Origin of the sequence: Sphingomonas sp. (genome assembly GCF_036269755.1) — a bacterium.
In the GTDB taxonomy this organism is placed as follows: domain Bacteria; phylum Pseudomonadota; class Alphaproteobacteria; order Sphingomonadales; family Sphingomonadaceae; genus Sphingomonas.
Window position 1 is genome coordinate 200730 of the sequence record NZ_DATBDV010000009.1, and the last position, 13403, is coordinate 214132.

General features: G+C 66.5%; 12 protein-coding genes. 4 read left to right on the top strand and 8 right to left on the bottom strand.

Going from position 1 to position 13403, the window contains the following annotated elements:
• Positions 1-67: 67 nt before the first annotated feature.
• The 3 genes from VH326_RS07640 to VH326_RS07650 are packed head-to-tail and all read left to right on the top strand — an operon-like array spanning position 68 to position 2795.
• The gene (locus VH326_RS07640) at positions 68-1228 is read left to right on the top strand and encodes a sensor histidine kinase (protein WP_329631209.1); all 1161 of its coding nucleotides are present in this window, start codon (positions 68-70) and stop codon (positions 1226-1228) included.
• The gene (locus VH326_RS07645) at positions 1225-2025 is read left to right on the top strand and encodes a LytTR family DNA-binding domain-containing protein (protein WP_329631210.1); all 801 of its coding nucleotides are present in this window, start codon (positions 1225-1227) and stop codon (positions 2023-2025) included. The genes VH326_RS07640 and VH326_RS07645 overlap by 4 nt, the downstream gene beginning before the upstream one ends.
• 14 nt (positions 2026-2039) lie before the next feature.
• Positions 2040-2795 (top strand): isocitrate lyase/phosphoenolpyruvate mutase family protein, encoded by a 756-nt coding sequence (locus VH326_RS07650; protein WP_329631211.1) that lies wholly within the window; start codon positions 2040-2042, stop codon positions 2793-2795.
• A gap of 128 nt (positions 2796-2923) precedes the next feature.
• On the opposite strand, the gene pyrE is transcribed toward VH326_RS07650, so the two are convergent.
• The 7 genes from pyrE to hisG all read right to left on the bottom strand — a co-directional run bounded on the left by pyrE (position 2924) and on the right by hisG (position 11212).
• Complete coding sequence (pyrE, locus tag VH326_RS07655; RefSeq protein ID WP_329631212.1) at positions 2924-3517, bottom strand: orotate phosphoribosyltransferase; 594 nt, start codon at positions 3515-3517, stop codon at positions 2924-2926.
• A gap of 31 nt (positions 3518-3548) precedes the next feature.
• Positions 3549-5516 carry a S9 family peptidase gene (locus tag VH326_RS07660; RefSeq protein WP_329631213.1) on the bottom strand — a complete coding sequence of 656 codons (1968 nt, stop codon included), beginning with the start codon at positions 5514-5516 and terminating at the stop codon, positions 3549-3551.
• A gap of 124 nt (positions 5517-5640) precedes the next feature.
• The gene (locus VH326_RS07665) at positions 5641-7767 is read right to left on the bottom strand and encodes a sodium-translocating pyrophosphatase (protein WP_329631214.1); all 2127 of its coding nucleotides are present in this window, start codon (positions 7765-7767) and stop codon (positions 5641-5643) included.
• Between the two features lie 105 nt (positions 7768-7872).
• Positions 7873-8715 (bottom strand): thiamine-phosphate kinase, encoded by an 843-nt coding sequence (gene thiL / locus VH326_RS07670; RefSeq protein WP_329631215.1) that lies wholly within the window; start codon positions 8713-8715, stop codon positions 7873-7875.
• Positions 8702-9160, bottom strand: a complete 459-nt coding sequence (gene nusB, locus VH326_RS07675) for a transcription antitermination factor NusB (RefSeq protein WP_329631216.1) — start codon at positions 9158-9160, stop codon at positions 8702-8704. The genes thiL and nusB overlap by 14 nt, the downstream gene beginning before the upstream one ends.
• A 16-nt stretch (positions 9161-9176) precedes the next feature.
• Complete coding sequence (gene hisD / locus VH326_RS07680) at positions 9177-10469, bottom strand: histidinol dehydrogenase (protein ID WP_329631217.1); 1293 nt, start codon at positions 10467-10469, stop codon at positions 9177-9179.
• On the bottom strand, positions 10466-11212 hold the full coding sequence (hisG, locus tag VH326_RS07685) for an ATP phosphoribosyltransferase (protein ID WP_329631218.1): 747 nt from the start codon (positions 11210-11212) through the stop codon (positions 10466-10468). The genes hisD and hisG overlap by 4 nt, the downstream gene beginning before the upstream one ends.
• A gap of 35 nt (positions 11213-11247) precedes the next feature.
• On the opposite strand from hisG, the gene VH326_RS07690 reads away from it, so the two are divergent.
• Positions 11248-12375, top strand: a complete 1128-nt coding sequence (locus tag VH326_RS07690; RefSeq protein ID WP_329631219.1) for a DUF2332 domain-containing protein — start codon at positions 11248-11250, stop codon at positions 12373-12375.
• 92 nt (positions 12376-12467) lie between these two features.
• On the opposite strand, the gene VH326_RS07695 is transcribed toward VH326_RS07690, so the two are convergent.
• Positions 12468-13367, bottom strand: coding sequence for an alpha/beta hydrolase (locus VH326_RS07695; protein WP_329631220.1), 900 nt, complete (start codon positions 13365-13367; stop codon positions 12468-12470).
• Between the last annotated feature and the right edge of the window lie 36 nt (positions 13368-13403).

Below are 13403 nucleotides of genomic sequence, written 5' to 3' on the forward strand. Positions count from 1 at the left end.
CGACTGGCCATCCTTGTTCCTGCCGCCTTTCGTCGCTCGGCCAACGGGTATAAGAGGCGCCAGCCCCATGGCCAGCATCTCCACCCCGACCCCCGCCGATCCATCGCAAGAGGCACACGCCCGTCCCTTCTGGCGGCCCGCCATCTTCTCGCGCCCGTTCTTCGAGGACAAGAGCCGCGCGTTCTGGCGGCTCCAGGCGGCGGGTTGGACCGGGTATTTGCTGCTGCGGTCGGTGTCGTCGCTGTCGAACGGCAATTCGTTTTCGGCGCTGATCCCCGCGATCATCGAAGCGATCATCGGCTATTGCATCACGCTGCTGCTATCGACGCTCTACGGTTATTACCGCCGCTTGCCGCGGCTGAGCGGCGCGTTGCTGACGGTGGTGACGCTGGGGGCGGCCACCGTGATCTATGCGGTGCTCGAAGCGCTCACCTTCTCGCTGGTCGCCGCGGTTCCCGAGCTCGAAGTCAGCCTGGGCCGAGTCGTCGGCTATATGTTCTTCACCTTCACGGTGCTCGCCGGCTGGTCCGCGCTCTATTTCGGGATCAATTTCTACCTGATCGTCGAGCAGCAGAACGACCAACTGGTCGCGCTCGAAAGCCAGGCGTCGTCGGCGCAGCTCGCGATGCTGCGCTATCAGCTCAACCCGCATTTCCTGTTCAATACGCTTAATTCGATCTCGACGCTGGTGCTGCTCAAGGAGACCGAGCGCGCCAACGCGATGCTGTCGCGGCTTGCCGATTTCCTGCGCTTCACGCTGGTTTACGAACCCACCGCGCACGTGACCGTCGCGCAGGAAGTCCAAACGCTGAAGCTCTACCTCGAGATCGAGAAGATGCGGTTCGAACGGCGCTTGCGTCCTGAATTCGACATCGATCCGCGCGCTGAGCGCGCGCGCTTGCCGTCGCTGCTGCTCCAGCCGCTGGTCGAAAATGCGATCAAATATGCCGTTACGCCGAGCGAAGAGGGGGCGGAAATCGCGGTTTCGGCACGGCTCGTCGGCGAACGCGTGCGGATCGCCGTATCGGACTCGGGGCCGGGCTTGATCGAGAACAAGTTAGGGCCAAGCCTTTCAACCGGCGTGGGGCTCGCCAATATTAAAGACCGGTTGGCGCAGGCGTACGGACCTGACCACCGTTTCGACACTCGATCTCTGCCAGGGGGCGGCTTTGTCGTGGAGATCGAAATTCCGTACCAGTTGGACGATCCGAATAGAGAGGCCGCATGACGATCCGAACGATATTGGTCGACGACGAGACCTTGGCGATCCAGGGGCTCGAGCTCCGCCTCCAGGCGCATCCCGACGTCGAGATCGTCGACCGCTGCGCCAACGGCCGCGAGGCGATCCGCAGCATCAAGACCAACAAGCCCGATCTCGTCTTCCTCGACATCCAGATGCCCGGGTTCGACGGTTTTTCGGTGGTGCAGGGACTGATGGAGGTCGAGCCGCCGCTGTTCGTGTTCGTCACCGCCTATTCGGAGCATGCGTTGCGCGCGTTCGAGGCGCAGGCGGTCGACTATCTGGTCAAGCCGGTCGAAGAATCGCGGCTTGCCGACACGCTCGAACGGGTACGGCAACGCCTGAGCGAGAAGCGCGGCGCGGAGGAGGTCGAGAAGTACAAGGAAGCGCTCGCCGAGGTCGCGCCTGAGGCGGCCGGCGAGATCGCCGATGCCGGCGACGGCCATTCGTCGAACCGCTTCGAAAAGCTCATCAACATCAAGGACCGCGGCAAGATCTTCCGGGTCGATGTCGATACGATTGAAGTGGTCGAAGCGGCGGGCGATTACATGTGCATCAAGACCGGCGACAACACGCTGATCCTGCGCCAGACGATGAAGGACCTCGAAAAGCGGCTCGATCCGCGGCGCTTCCAGCGCGTCCATCGCTCGACGATCGTCAACCTCGACCTGGTGCGTCAGGTCAAGCCGCACACCAACGGCGAATGTTTCCTCGTCCTCGATTCGGGCGGTCAAGTGAAGGTCAGCCGTAGCTATCGCGACGTTGTCGCGAGGTTCGTTCATTAAGAAGGGGGCGGGGGATGTCGTCAGCTTACGAAACCTTCGTCGCGCTGCACGTACCCGGCGATCCGCTGATCATCTACAATTGCTGGGATCCAGGCAGCGCGGTGGCGATAGCAAAAGCGGGTGCGAAGGCGGTTGCGACGGGGAGCTTCGGCGCGGCTGAATCTCTTGGCTTCCACGACGGCGAGCAAGCGCCGCTCGATGCCGTGTTCGACAACGCTCGGCGGATCATCGGCGTCGTCGATCTGCCCGTCTCGATCGATTTCGAGGGCGGGTACGCGGTCGAGCCCGAAGGCGTCGCGGCGAACCACGCCAAGCTCGCCGCGACCGGCGCGGTGGGGTGTAACTTCGAGGATTCGGTCATCGGCGGCGAAGGCGTCTATCCGCTCGCCCAGCAGGCGGATCGAGTCCGCGCCGCCCGGCAAGGCGCGGGCGATGCCTTCTACATCAACGCTCGAGTCGACCTCTATTTGCGAACGCCCAAGGACGCGCACGATGGCTCGCTGCTAGATCAGGCGGTCGAGCGTGCGCAAGGCTATATGGCGGCGGGCGCGAGCGGCATCTTCGTGCCCGGTTTGCGGGACCCGGCGGCGCTGGCGGAATTGGTCGAGCGGACGAGTGCGAGAATCAACGTGATCCCCGGTTCCGGTCAGCCGACCCGCGAACTTGCCGACGCCGGCGTCGCGCGGATCAGCTATGGCGGTGGGCCGTGGAAAGCGGCGATGGCTTGGCTCGAGGAGCAGGCGCGCCCGGCGATCGACTGGCGCGGTTAAGCTCCCCGCCCTGAAAGGGAGGAGCTGCGCGGTCGAGGCTTGGCGAGACGCGAGCCTCACCCGATCCTTTCCGCATCGCGATACGTCCACCCATCCCTTAACCGATCCCTTCCAGGGAGGGGAATGAGTTAGTCCAGCGGCTGTCGGTCTTCCTCGCTCACACCGAGGTCGGTCGCCGTGAACAGCGTGTGGAGGGTGATCCCGCGCTCAGCCAGCGTCGCTGTCGCGCCCTGCTCCCGGTCGAGGATGACGATCGCGTCGGTCATCACGCCGCCCGTGGCCTCGATCTGCTCCGCCGCCTTAAGGATCGATCCGCCGCTCGTCGCGACATCGTCGATCAGCACGACTCGCTTGCCCGCCAGGCTCTCGCCACCAGCGTCGTCGAGTCCCTCGACCATCAACGCCGTGCCGTGGGCCTTCGCCGCCTTGCGCACGAACACCGTGCCGATCGGCCGGCCCTGCTCCCAGCTTAGTGCCGCAATCCCGCCGAGCAACGGCACCGCGCCCATCTCCAGCCCCGCGACGTGATCTGCCTCCAACCCATCGAGCACCGACAACAATCCGCGCGCGCATTGCGCGGCTCCCTCCGGCGTCATCATCGTCGCCTTCATGTTGAAATAGATCCGGCTGCGCTTGCCCGAGACGAGCAGAAACTCGCCGCGCTTGAAGGTGCGTTTGGCGAGCAGCGCGCGCAGCGCCTCGCGATCGTACGATCCAGTCATGCCGCTCCCATCCGGCACGCGCCCGCCAGCGTCAATCGGCAGGGTTATATTTGGCGAGGAACGCCTCCAGCTCCTGGAGGAATTGCAGCCGGTCGGCCTCGCGCGTGAAATGGTGGTCGCCCTCGGGCTGTTCGACATATTTATAAACCGCGCCCGCCGCCTTGAGCTTCTCGACCATCTCGCGCGATTGCTTGACCGGCACGGTCTGGTCGGCCTTGCCGTGCATGATCAGGATTGGGGTCGAGAAGTTGGCCGCATAGTTGATCGGCGACACCGCCTTCAGGTCAGGCGCCTGGCGGCGTAGATAGTCCTTGTCGCGGCCGCCGTTCAGGAACGACGAATCGTAACGCACCATCGCCGACATGTCCGACACCCCGGCATAGGATACCGCGCAGCGATAGACACCCTTGTCGCGTTCGGCTGCGCGGAACGCCGCATAGCCGCCGTATGAGCCGCCGACGATGCACACGCGCTTCGGATCGGCGATCCCCTGCTGTGCCGCCCAGGCGACAGCGTCGAGCAGATCGTCCTGCATCGTCAGGCCCCATTGCCCCTCCCCGAGCTTGGCGAATTTGGTGCCGAATCCCGACGAGCCGCGATAATTGGGCTGGAGCACGGCATAGCCGCGGCTCGCGAGAAACTGCGCCCACCAATCCCATTCCTCATCGTCGCGCGCGAACGGGCCGCCATGCGGCATCAGGATCAGCGGCAGGTTCTTCGCCTCGCGGCCCGGGGGCAGAGTCAGCACGCCCGTCATCTCGACCCCGTCGCGCGCCTTGAACCGTACCGTCTTGACCGGTCCCTGCGCCTTCATTCCCAGCGTTTCGTTGATCCGCGCGAATAACGTCATGCGGCCGGTGGCGGGGCGGTAGATGTAATAGCCACCGGGACTGTCGGCTGCGCCGATATGGACGATCACGACCGACAGGTCGTTGCTCCACGACACGATCTGCGGCCACCGCTGCGGCACGGCTTTGTCGAGCTCGTCCTGAATCCCCGCCAATGTCGGGTCGAGCCACTTGGTCCGGGCGCGGTCGTCGATATAGCGAACACCAAGCAAGCGCGTGCCGGTCGGATCGATCAACGCGTCGTCGATATCGTTGGCGGGCGCGCCAAAAACCTTGGCGCCGATCTTCATCGAATCAAGGTCGAAATCGTAGACCGCGTCGTATCCATCATCGTCGTCGATCGCGATTGCCTTGCCCGATTGCGGCGGGATCAGCGCCGGCAGCGTGCTGAGCTTGGCGTTGGGGCCGCGTGCGGTGTCGATCGTCCGCAGCGGCGTCCCGGCCTGGCCGCGATAGAGCGCGCGGTACGACCGCCGCTGATCGTCGTACGCGATCCCCAGACGCACCGTGCCCCCAGTATCGGCGTACCAATCCCAAACGTCGACCGTCGTCGCCTGGACGCGGACGCTCTTGCCAGTCGAGACGTCGAAGTCGCGGACCTCCGGCCAAAAACCGTCTTCGTTGGCGTAGATCGTCGTCTGCCCGGCGATCAGCGCGTGCGGACGTCCGTCGCGGGCCACCCATAACACGTCGTCGGCGGACTGGCCTGCGCCGGGAACGGCCAGCAGGTTGATCTTGGTGCCGTCGGAGCGAACCCCGAACGCGCGGCGCACGTACCATTCGTCGCCCTCCACCGGCTGCATTTGCCCAGCGCGCACGATTAGCCAGTCGTTGTTGACCCATTGCCAGCCGTTGAGTTCGAAATCGCCCGGATCGATCAGCTTGGTCTTGGCGATGTCGTCGATCGGAATGATCGCAAAGTGCAGCTTGCCCCGGATCGCAACTCGCGCAGCGACTCGAGTGCCGTCGGGCGATAGAACAGGGTTTTCAACGAATGGGAGCGCAGCGAAGGCCGCGGCGGGCGGCGGACCCGCGGGAGCAGTCGCGATGGAGGCTGAGGTTGCGGCGGGCTTCGTGTCCTGCGCCGATGCCGTCGCGTTCAGCGACAACAGCGCGGCCGCAGCGGCGACGGACATCATAGGCCTGATCATGCAACTCTCCCCTGCGACTCGCAGTCTAGCGGGGGAGCAACGCGGAGCAAGTACCGCAAGCGATTTAATGTGGATTTTGAGCGGGATGGCCCCATCCGGCGCTGGCCGGATGGGGCTAAACCGGTCAGCCAGCGCCGTGCGCCGCCAGCGCCGCGAGCAGCAGCAGCGCGACGATGTTGGTGATCTTGATCATCGGGTTGACCGCGGGGCCGGCCGTATCCTTGTACGGGTCGCCCACCGTGTCGCCGGTGACCGCGGCCTTGTGAGCCTCCGATCCCTTGCCGCCGTAATTGCCGTCCTCGATATACTTCTTGGCATTGTCCCACGCGCCGCCGCCCGAGGTCATCGAGATCGCGACGAACAGGCCGGAGACGATCACGCCGAGCAGCATCGCGCCGACCGTGGCAAAGCCTTGGTCGCGCCCCGCCACGGCCTGCACGATGAAGAACACCACCACCGGGCTGAGCACCGGTAACAGCGACGGGATGATCATTTCCTTGATCGCGGCGCGGGTGACGATGTCGACCGTTCGGGCGTAGTTGGGGCGGCTGGTCCCCTCCATGATGCCCTTGTCGGCGGCGAACTGCGCGCGAACATCCTCGACCACCGATCCGGCGGCACGGCCGACCGCGGTCATCCCGAATGCCCCGAACAAATACGGCAACAGCGCACCGAGCAGCAGCCCGACGATGATGTACGGATTGCTCAACTCGAAGTTGATCTTGCCGATACCGAGCGGACCGGCATAGCGATCGAGGTCGGTGGTGTAGGCGCCGAACAGCACCAACGCGGCGAGCGCCGCCGAGCCGATCGCATAGCCCTTGGTCACGGCCTTGGTGGTGTTGCCGACCGCGTCGAGCGCGTCGGTGCGGTGACGCACGTCATCGGGCAACCCCGCCATCTCGGCGATGCCGCCGGCATTGTCCGTCACCGGGCCGTACGCGTCGAGGGCGACCACCATGCCCGCGAGCGCGAGCAGTGAAGTGGCGGCGAACGCCACGCCGATGATCCCGGCGAGCTGATAAGTCGCGATCACCGCGACGACGATCACGATGGTCGGCAGCGCGGTCGATTCGAGGCTGATCGCCAGCCCCTGGATGACGTTGGTGCCGTGCCCCGTGGTCGATGCTTTGGCGATCGACTTGACTGGGCGGTAATTGGTGCCGGTGTAATATTCGGTGATCCACACCAGCAGGCCGGTGACCAGCAGGCCGATCAGCATGCAATAGAACAGGTCCATGCCGGTGAAGCTCTTCGCGCCGACATTGCCGATCGCGGCGTTGAGGTCGCCTAGCACCCACTTGGTCGCGCCGAAGATGGCGAAGACCGACAGGAGCGCGGTGGTCCAGAAGCCCTTGTAGAGCGCCCCCATGATCGACTGGTTCTTGCCGAGGCGGACCATGTAGGTGCCGATGATCGAGGTGATGATGCACACCCCGCCGACGATCAGCGGGAGGCTCATCAGCGCGAACAGGTTCGTCGCGTTGGCGAGGAGCAGCGCGATCGACACCATCGTAAGGCCGATCGTCACGACATAGGTTTCGAACAGGTCGGCCGCCATCCCGGCGCAGTCGCCGACATTGTCGCCAACGTTATCGGCGATGGTGGCGGGGTTGCGGGGATCGTCCTCGGGAATTCCGGCCTCGACCTTGCCGACCAGATCGGCGCCGACATCGGCGGCCTTGGTGAAGATGCCGCCGCCGAGACGGGCGAAGATCGAAATCAGCGAGGCACCGAACGCGAGCGCAGTCAGCGCCGCGACGATCTCATGGTCGCCTGGCGCGAGATGCTTGACGCCGGTCAGGTACCAGAAGATGCCAGAAATCGCGAGCAGGCCGAGTCCCGCCACCAGCATGCCAGTGATCGCGCCCGAGCGGAATGCCAGCGTCAGCCCGCCCTGCAGGCTGCTGCGCGCGGCCTCCGCGGTGCGCACGTTGGCGCGGACCGAGATGTTCATGCCGATATAGCCGGCGATACCCGACAGCGTCGCGCCGATCAGGAACGACACGGTAGAGAGCGGCGCGCCATGGCCGTCCAGCGTCAGCCAGATGATGACCGCGACGATGACGCCGACGATCGCGATGGTGGTGTATTGCCGACCGAGATAGGCCTTTGCGCCTTCCTGGATGGCGGCGGCGATATCCTGCATCTTCTCGTTGCCGGCGGGTGCGCGGAGCACTTGCTGGCTGGTGATGAAGCCATAGACCACGGCGATCAGACCGCAGACGATGGCCGCATAAACGATCGTCATTCCTCTTCCCCTGTTAAGCGCGCCTGGCCGGACGACCCGCGCGCGCGATCCCTGTTAGGTGGGCGCTTGCCTATCGCCCGCGCGGGCGCGGCGCAAGCGCATGGATCAGTGCTGGTATCCGAGCGGTCCCGCGACTGGCCGGCCGTCCACCAGCACGTCATGCGCCTGGCGCGGCAACACGCGTCCGATCGCACGCGGGGGGAGCGCGGAGTCGAGCGGACTGGCGGCGAGCAGCAACGCATAATCGTCGCCCCAGCGCATCGCTTGGTCGTCCGCGAACGCATCGATATCGATCGTTACCCCGCTCGCTGCCGCCATCCGCGAGGCGTCGAGCAGCAGCCCGTCCGACACGTCCATCATTGCGTGCGCACGCGGCGCCAGCGTGCGGCCTTGGGCGAGCAGCGGGCGCGGGCGGAGATAGGCGGCGATGTCGTCTTCGCTCGCTTGCTCGCCCTTCGTCAGCGCCAGCCAACCGCGCCGCGCTGCGCCGATTTCGCCGGCGAGGTATAGCGTGTCGCCGGGCTGCGCACCGCTCCGCGCCGGAACGGTAGCGGTGGTCGCGCGGCCGATCGCGGTACAGCCGAAGCCGGCGGGTCCGGCTGCACGGATCGTGTCGCCGCCAAGCAGGGGCACGTCGTATTCTGTGAGGATCGCGCGTAATCCCTCCAAGAACCGAGCGCTGCCGTCAGTCAGGCTCGCGCCGATCAGGATTCCGATCGGCTCCGCGCCCTTGGCCGCCAGGTCCGATAAGTTCACCGCGACCAGCTTCCATGCGACATCAAACGGGTCGGCGCCTGGAAGATAATGCACCCCTTCCGCGACCATGTCGTGCGTGACGACCAACGTCTCGCCGCCGATCGCGATCACCGCGGCGTCGTCGCTCAACCCGCGCGCGCCGGGGTGCAGCGGCAGCGTGCGCAACGTGGCGATGAATTCAGCCTCGTGCATCCTTGGCCACCGCATCGAGCACGCCGTTGACGAACCCGGCTTCGCGCTTTTCGTAGAAGGCGCGCGCGACATCGACATATTCGCTGATCACGGTGCCGGTCGCGGTATCGGCCCTTGCTAGTAATTCGTAGGTCGCCGCGCGCAGCAGCGCCTTCATCGATTTGTCGAGCCGGTCGAACGACCAATCGCTGTTCAGCTTGGCCGCGATCGCCGCATTGATCTCGTCGCTGCGCGCGAGCGTGCCGGTCACGACGTCGTCGAAATAGGCCTCGTCGGCCTGGGCATATTCGGCATCCTCGATCGTCGCACCAAGCCGGTGCTGGTGAAATTCGTGAAGCAGGCTAGCGAGCGGCGTGCCCTCCATTTCGTGCTGGTACAGCGCCTGCGTGGCGGCGAGCCGCGCGGCGGCGCGGGCTTTGGATCGGGCGGCGGTTCGGCGGGACATGGGCTGCGCCTATCGGTCAGCGCGGCGCGAGGCGCAAGGCCACCGACCGGGCGTGCGCGGGCAGTCCTTCAGCTTCGGCGAGGGTCACCGCGGCGGGGCCGATCGCGGCGAGCGCGGCGGCGTCGAGCGACAGGAAGCTGGTTCGCTTCATGAAATCGAGCACCGACAGGCCCGATGAGAAGCGTGCGCGACGCCCGGTCGGCAGGACGTGATTGGGTCCCGCGACGTAATCGCCGACCGCTTCGGGCGTGTGACGGCCGAGGAATACCGACCCGGCATGCTTGACCAAATCGAACAGCGCGTCCGCGTCGTCGCACGCCAGCTCGAGATGCTCGGGCGCGAGGCGATTGACCAGCGGCATCGTCTCGATCAGGTCGGCGGTGACGATGATCGCGCCGTTCGAGTCCCAGCTTTCGCGCGCGACCTTGGCGGTGGCGAGGCCGCCGATCTGGAGGTCGACCGCTTCCGCCACAGCGCGTGCGAGCGCGGCGTCGTCGGTGAACAGGATCGATTGGCTCGACGGATCATGCTCGGCCTGGCTGAGCAGGTCGGCGGCGATCCATTGCGGATCGTTGTTCCCGTCGGCCACGACGACGATTTCGCTCGGTCCCGCGACCATGTCGATCCCGACCACGCCGAACAATTGTCTTTTGGCCTCGGCGACCCAGGCATTGCCGGGGCCGCACACCACGTCAACCGGCGCGATCCGCCCGGTGCCATAGGCGAGCGCGGCCACCGCCTGCGCGCCGCCGATCCGCCATACCTCGTCGACGCCGGCGATATGCGCGGCGGCAAGCACCAGCGGGTTGACCTCGCCGTCGGGGGTCGGCGTGACCATCACCAGCCGCTCGACGCCTGCGACCTTCGCGGGGACCGCGTTCATCAGCACCGAACTGGGATAGGCCGCGCGACCGCCGGGGACGTAGATCCCCGCCGTGTCGACCGCGCGCCACCGCGCGCCGAGCCGGGCGCCGATGCTGTCGACTTCGTCGCGATCGGCGGGCTTCTGCTTGACGTGATAGGCTACGATCCGCTCCGCGGCGAGTTCGAGCGCGTCGCGCAATTCAGGCGCGAGGGCTTCGTGCGCGGCGAGCCAATCGGCTTTTTCGATCCGCCAGCCGGTCTCGTTGAGGTCGTGATTGTCGAACTTGCGCGTGAAGGCGTGGACCGCGGCATCGCCTTCATCGCGCACGCTGGCGACGATCGTCCGCACGTCGCGCGCGACGTCTAGATCGGCCTCGCGCCGGGCATCGACCAGCGCGGCGAACTGGCGCTCGAAGCCGGGTTCGGAGGTGGAGAGCTTGATCAAATTCCCCTCCCGCTTGCGGGAGGGGTTAGGGGAGGGGTAGTCGACGGCCCGCTTTCTCCAGACACGCCCTCCCCCAGCCCCTCCCCCAAGCGGGAGGGGAGGATGGCGTTACGGAACGCATCCACCAGCGGCACCAGTTCGGGCCGAGTCTTGAACGCGGCGCGGTTGACGATCAGGCGGCTGGTGACGTCCATGATCCGCTCGACTTCGACCAGGCCGTTCTCCTGGAGCGTGCGGCCCGACGAGACCAGATCGACGATCCGCGGCGCGAGGCCGAGCGTCGGCGCCAGCTCCATTGCGCCGTTCAGCTTGACGCACTCGGCTTGCACGCCACGCCGCTCGAAATACGCTTGCGTAACATGCGGGTATTTGGTCGCGACGCGGACATGGCTCCAGCCGCGCGGATCGTCGGTCGCGGCCATATCCGCGGGCTCGGCGACCGACAGCCGGCAATGGCCGATACCGAGGTCGACCGGCGCATAAAGCTCGGGGTAGTCGAACTCCGCCAGCACGTCCGACCCGACGATGCCGAGCTGCGCCGCGCCGTGCGCGACGAAGGTCGCGACGTCGAAGGCGCGGACTCGGATCAGGTCGATGTGGGGTCGGTTGGTGCGGAAGCGCAGCGCCCGGCTGTCCTCGTCGGCGAACGCCGCTTCGGGCTCGACCCCGGCGCGCGCGAGCAATGGCGCAGCCTCTTCGAGGATGCGGCCCTTGGGCACGGCGATGACGAGCGGTTGCGCCATGACGCGGGCTTTACTTGTGCAGGTGCGAAGGAGCAATGCGTGGCGCAACGGAGGTGGCGATGGCTGGCGAAGAGAATAACCGCGAGGCGTTCCGGATCCAGGAGCATTATTGCCGCAACATGGATGCGCCGATGTACGCGCGGCTGTGCCTGGCGGTGGCGGACGGGCTGACTCACGACAGCCGGACGGGCGCGAAGATCCTCGATTGGGCGGGCGAACCGACCCGCGACGCGCTGCCGCTCAGGTTCTTCGGCGGGCTGCATGCGCTGGTGCGGGCGGGCAAGGACGAAGGCTTGGCTGCCGTGTTCCGTGGCGAGGTGACCGATCGAGCTGACATGGCCGCGGCGGTCAACGCCGCGCTGGTCGCGCACGAGGAAGAGGTTCTGCCGTGGCTCGACGGGCCGCCGCAGACCAACGAGCCGGGGCGGTCGGGCGCGCTGATGCTCGGGCTGATGGAGATCGCGCGACGCCACGGGCCGAAGATCGGGCTGCTGGAAATCGGGTCGAGTGCGGGGCTCAACTTGCTGATCGACCGCTATGGGTTCGATCTCGGTGGGACGCGGATGGGGCCAGCCGACGCGCCGGTGACGATCGCCCCCGAATGGCGCGGCGATCCGCCCGCCGCCGTGCCGGTCGAGTTCGTCTCGGTGCGCGGCTGCGACGTCCAGCCGCTCGACGCGACCGATCCGGCGGTCGAGGAACGGCTGCTATCCTATGTCTGGCCTGAAACGCCGGCGCGCGGCGAGCGGTTGAAGGCGGCGATCGCGATGCAGCGCGCGAAGCCGGTCGATCTCGTTCAGGCCGATGCCGCCGACTGGATCGAGGCACGGCTGGCGGAGCCGCAGGAGGCGGGCGTCACGCGCGTGCTGATGCATTCGGTGGTGTGGCAGTATCTGCCCGGCGCGGTCGCCGACCGCATCCGCGCGGCGATGGGCGCGGCGAGCGATCGCGCCACGGCGGAGCGTCCGCTTGGCTGGGTGATGATGGAGCCCAACCGCGCTTTCGCGCAGCAGATCGTCCGCGTGCGGAGCTGGCCGGGCAAGGGCGAGTGGCAAGTGCTCGCCACCGCGCACGCCCATGGCACTTGGGTGAAGATGGGGATCGATGACAGCGATCGGCGACCATACGACCTGCCCGATTCTGCGAAGGTGGCGGCGGGGTAGCGGCCCGATCCGCCATTGCGAGCGCAGCGACGCGATCCAGCGTCGCGCGGCGCCCATGGATTCCTTCGCTTCGCTCGCAATAGCGAGGCCGATCAGTCGCCCCGCTCGCCCAGCCACCCCCGCATCGCGCTCGTCACCTGTTCCGGCGCTTCCCACGGCGCGAAGTGGCCGACGCCTTTCAGCCGCTCGACCGTCAGATCGGGCACCAGCCCCTCCAGCCCGTCGAGCTGCACCGGCAACAACGCCTTGTCGTCCATCCCCCAGATCACCAGCGTCGGCACCTGCAACGGCGGGAACGGCGCGTCGAGCAACGCCGGCCGCTCGGGCGTCGCGCCGATCGCCGGCACCTGCACCGCGCTCGCGCGATACCAGTTGAGCATCGCGGTCATCGCGCCGGGCTGGCCCCATTGCTCCAAATAGATCGGCTTTTCGTCGCGCACCTTGTCGAAATCGGTATGGCGCATGAAGCTGCCGTCGAAGAACTCGCTAAGCCCGATCTCGCCGATATATTTCTCGAAATCAGGGTTGCGGAACGCGGTGACGTACTGGCTCGCGGCGCGCTGATCCGGATCGTCGAACAAGGATTTCTGGAAGACCAACGGGTGCGGCGCGTTGACGATGATCAGGCGCGCGACTCGGCCGGGATGCTGGAGCGCGGCCATCCACGCGATCGCCCCGCCCCAATCGTGCCCGACGAGCGTGAAGCGATCGATCCCGAAATGGTCGGCGAGCGCGATCAGGTCGGCGACCGGTTTGTCGGCGGTGTAGTTCTCGACGCCTTCGGGCTTGGACGACCGGGCGAAGCCGCGCTGGTCGGGCGCGAGGACGAAATGGTCCGCGGCGAGCGCCTCGATCTGATGCCGCCACGTGCGGTGCGATTCGGGGAAGCCGTGGAGCAGGATGATTGCCGGCGCGGCGGGATCGCCCGCGACGGCGACATCGAGTTGGACGCCGGTGGACAGGGCGACCCGTTGCAGCTCGAAATCGGTCATCTTCGCCTCCCGTCCGCGATCCGAAGGTCACGAAAG

Bases quoted from the DNA above. Each gene is read 5' to 3' on its own strand.
- nusB (WP_329631216.1), bottom strand. From the start codon at position 9,160: ATGTCCCGCCGAACCGCCGCCCGATCCAAAGCCCGCGCCGCCGCGCGG.
- hisG (WP_329631218.1), bottom strand. From the start codon at position 11,212: ATGGCGCAACCGCTCGTCATCGCCGTGCCCAAGGGCCGCATCCTCGAA.
- VH326_RS07665 (WP_329631214.1), bottom strand. From the start codon at position 7,767: ATGACGATCGTTTATGCGGCCATCGTCTGCGGTCTGATCGCCGTGGTC.
- VH326_RS07650 (WP_329631211.1), top strand. From the start codon at position 2,040: ATGTCGTCAGCTTACGAAACCTTCGTCGCGCTGCACGTACCCGGCGAT.
- VH326_RS07660 (WP_329631213.1), bottom strand. From the start codon at position 5,516: ATGATCAGGCCTATGATGTCCGTCGCCGCTGCGGCCGCGCTGTTGTCG.
- pyrE (WP_329631212.1), bottom strand. From the start codon at position 3,517: ATGACTGGATCGTACGATCGCGAGGCGCTGCGCGCGCTGCTCGCCAAA.
- VH326_RS07695 (WP_329631220.1), bottom strand. From the start codon at position 13,367: ATGACCGATTTCGAGCTGCAACGGGTCGCCCTGTCCACCGGCGTCCAA.
- VH326_RS07690 (WP_329631219.1), top strand. From the start codon at position 11,248: ATGCGTGGCGCAACGGAGGTGGCGATGGCTGGCGAAGAGAATAACCGC.
- thiL (WP_329631215.1), bottom strand. From the start codon at position 8,715: ATGCACGAGGCTGAATTCATCGCCACGTTGCGCACGCTGCCGCTGCAC.
- VH326_RS07640 (WP_329631209.1), top strand. From the start codon at position 68: ATGGCCAGCATCTCCACCCCGACCCCCGCCGATCCATCGCAAGAGGCA.
- VH326_RS07645 (WP_329631210.1), top strand. From the start codon at position 1,225: ATGACGATCCGAACGATATTGGTCGACGACGAGACCTTGGCGATCCAG.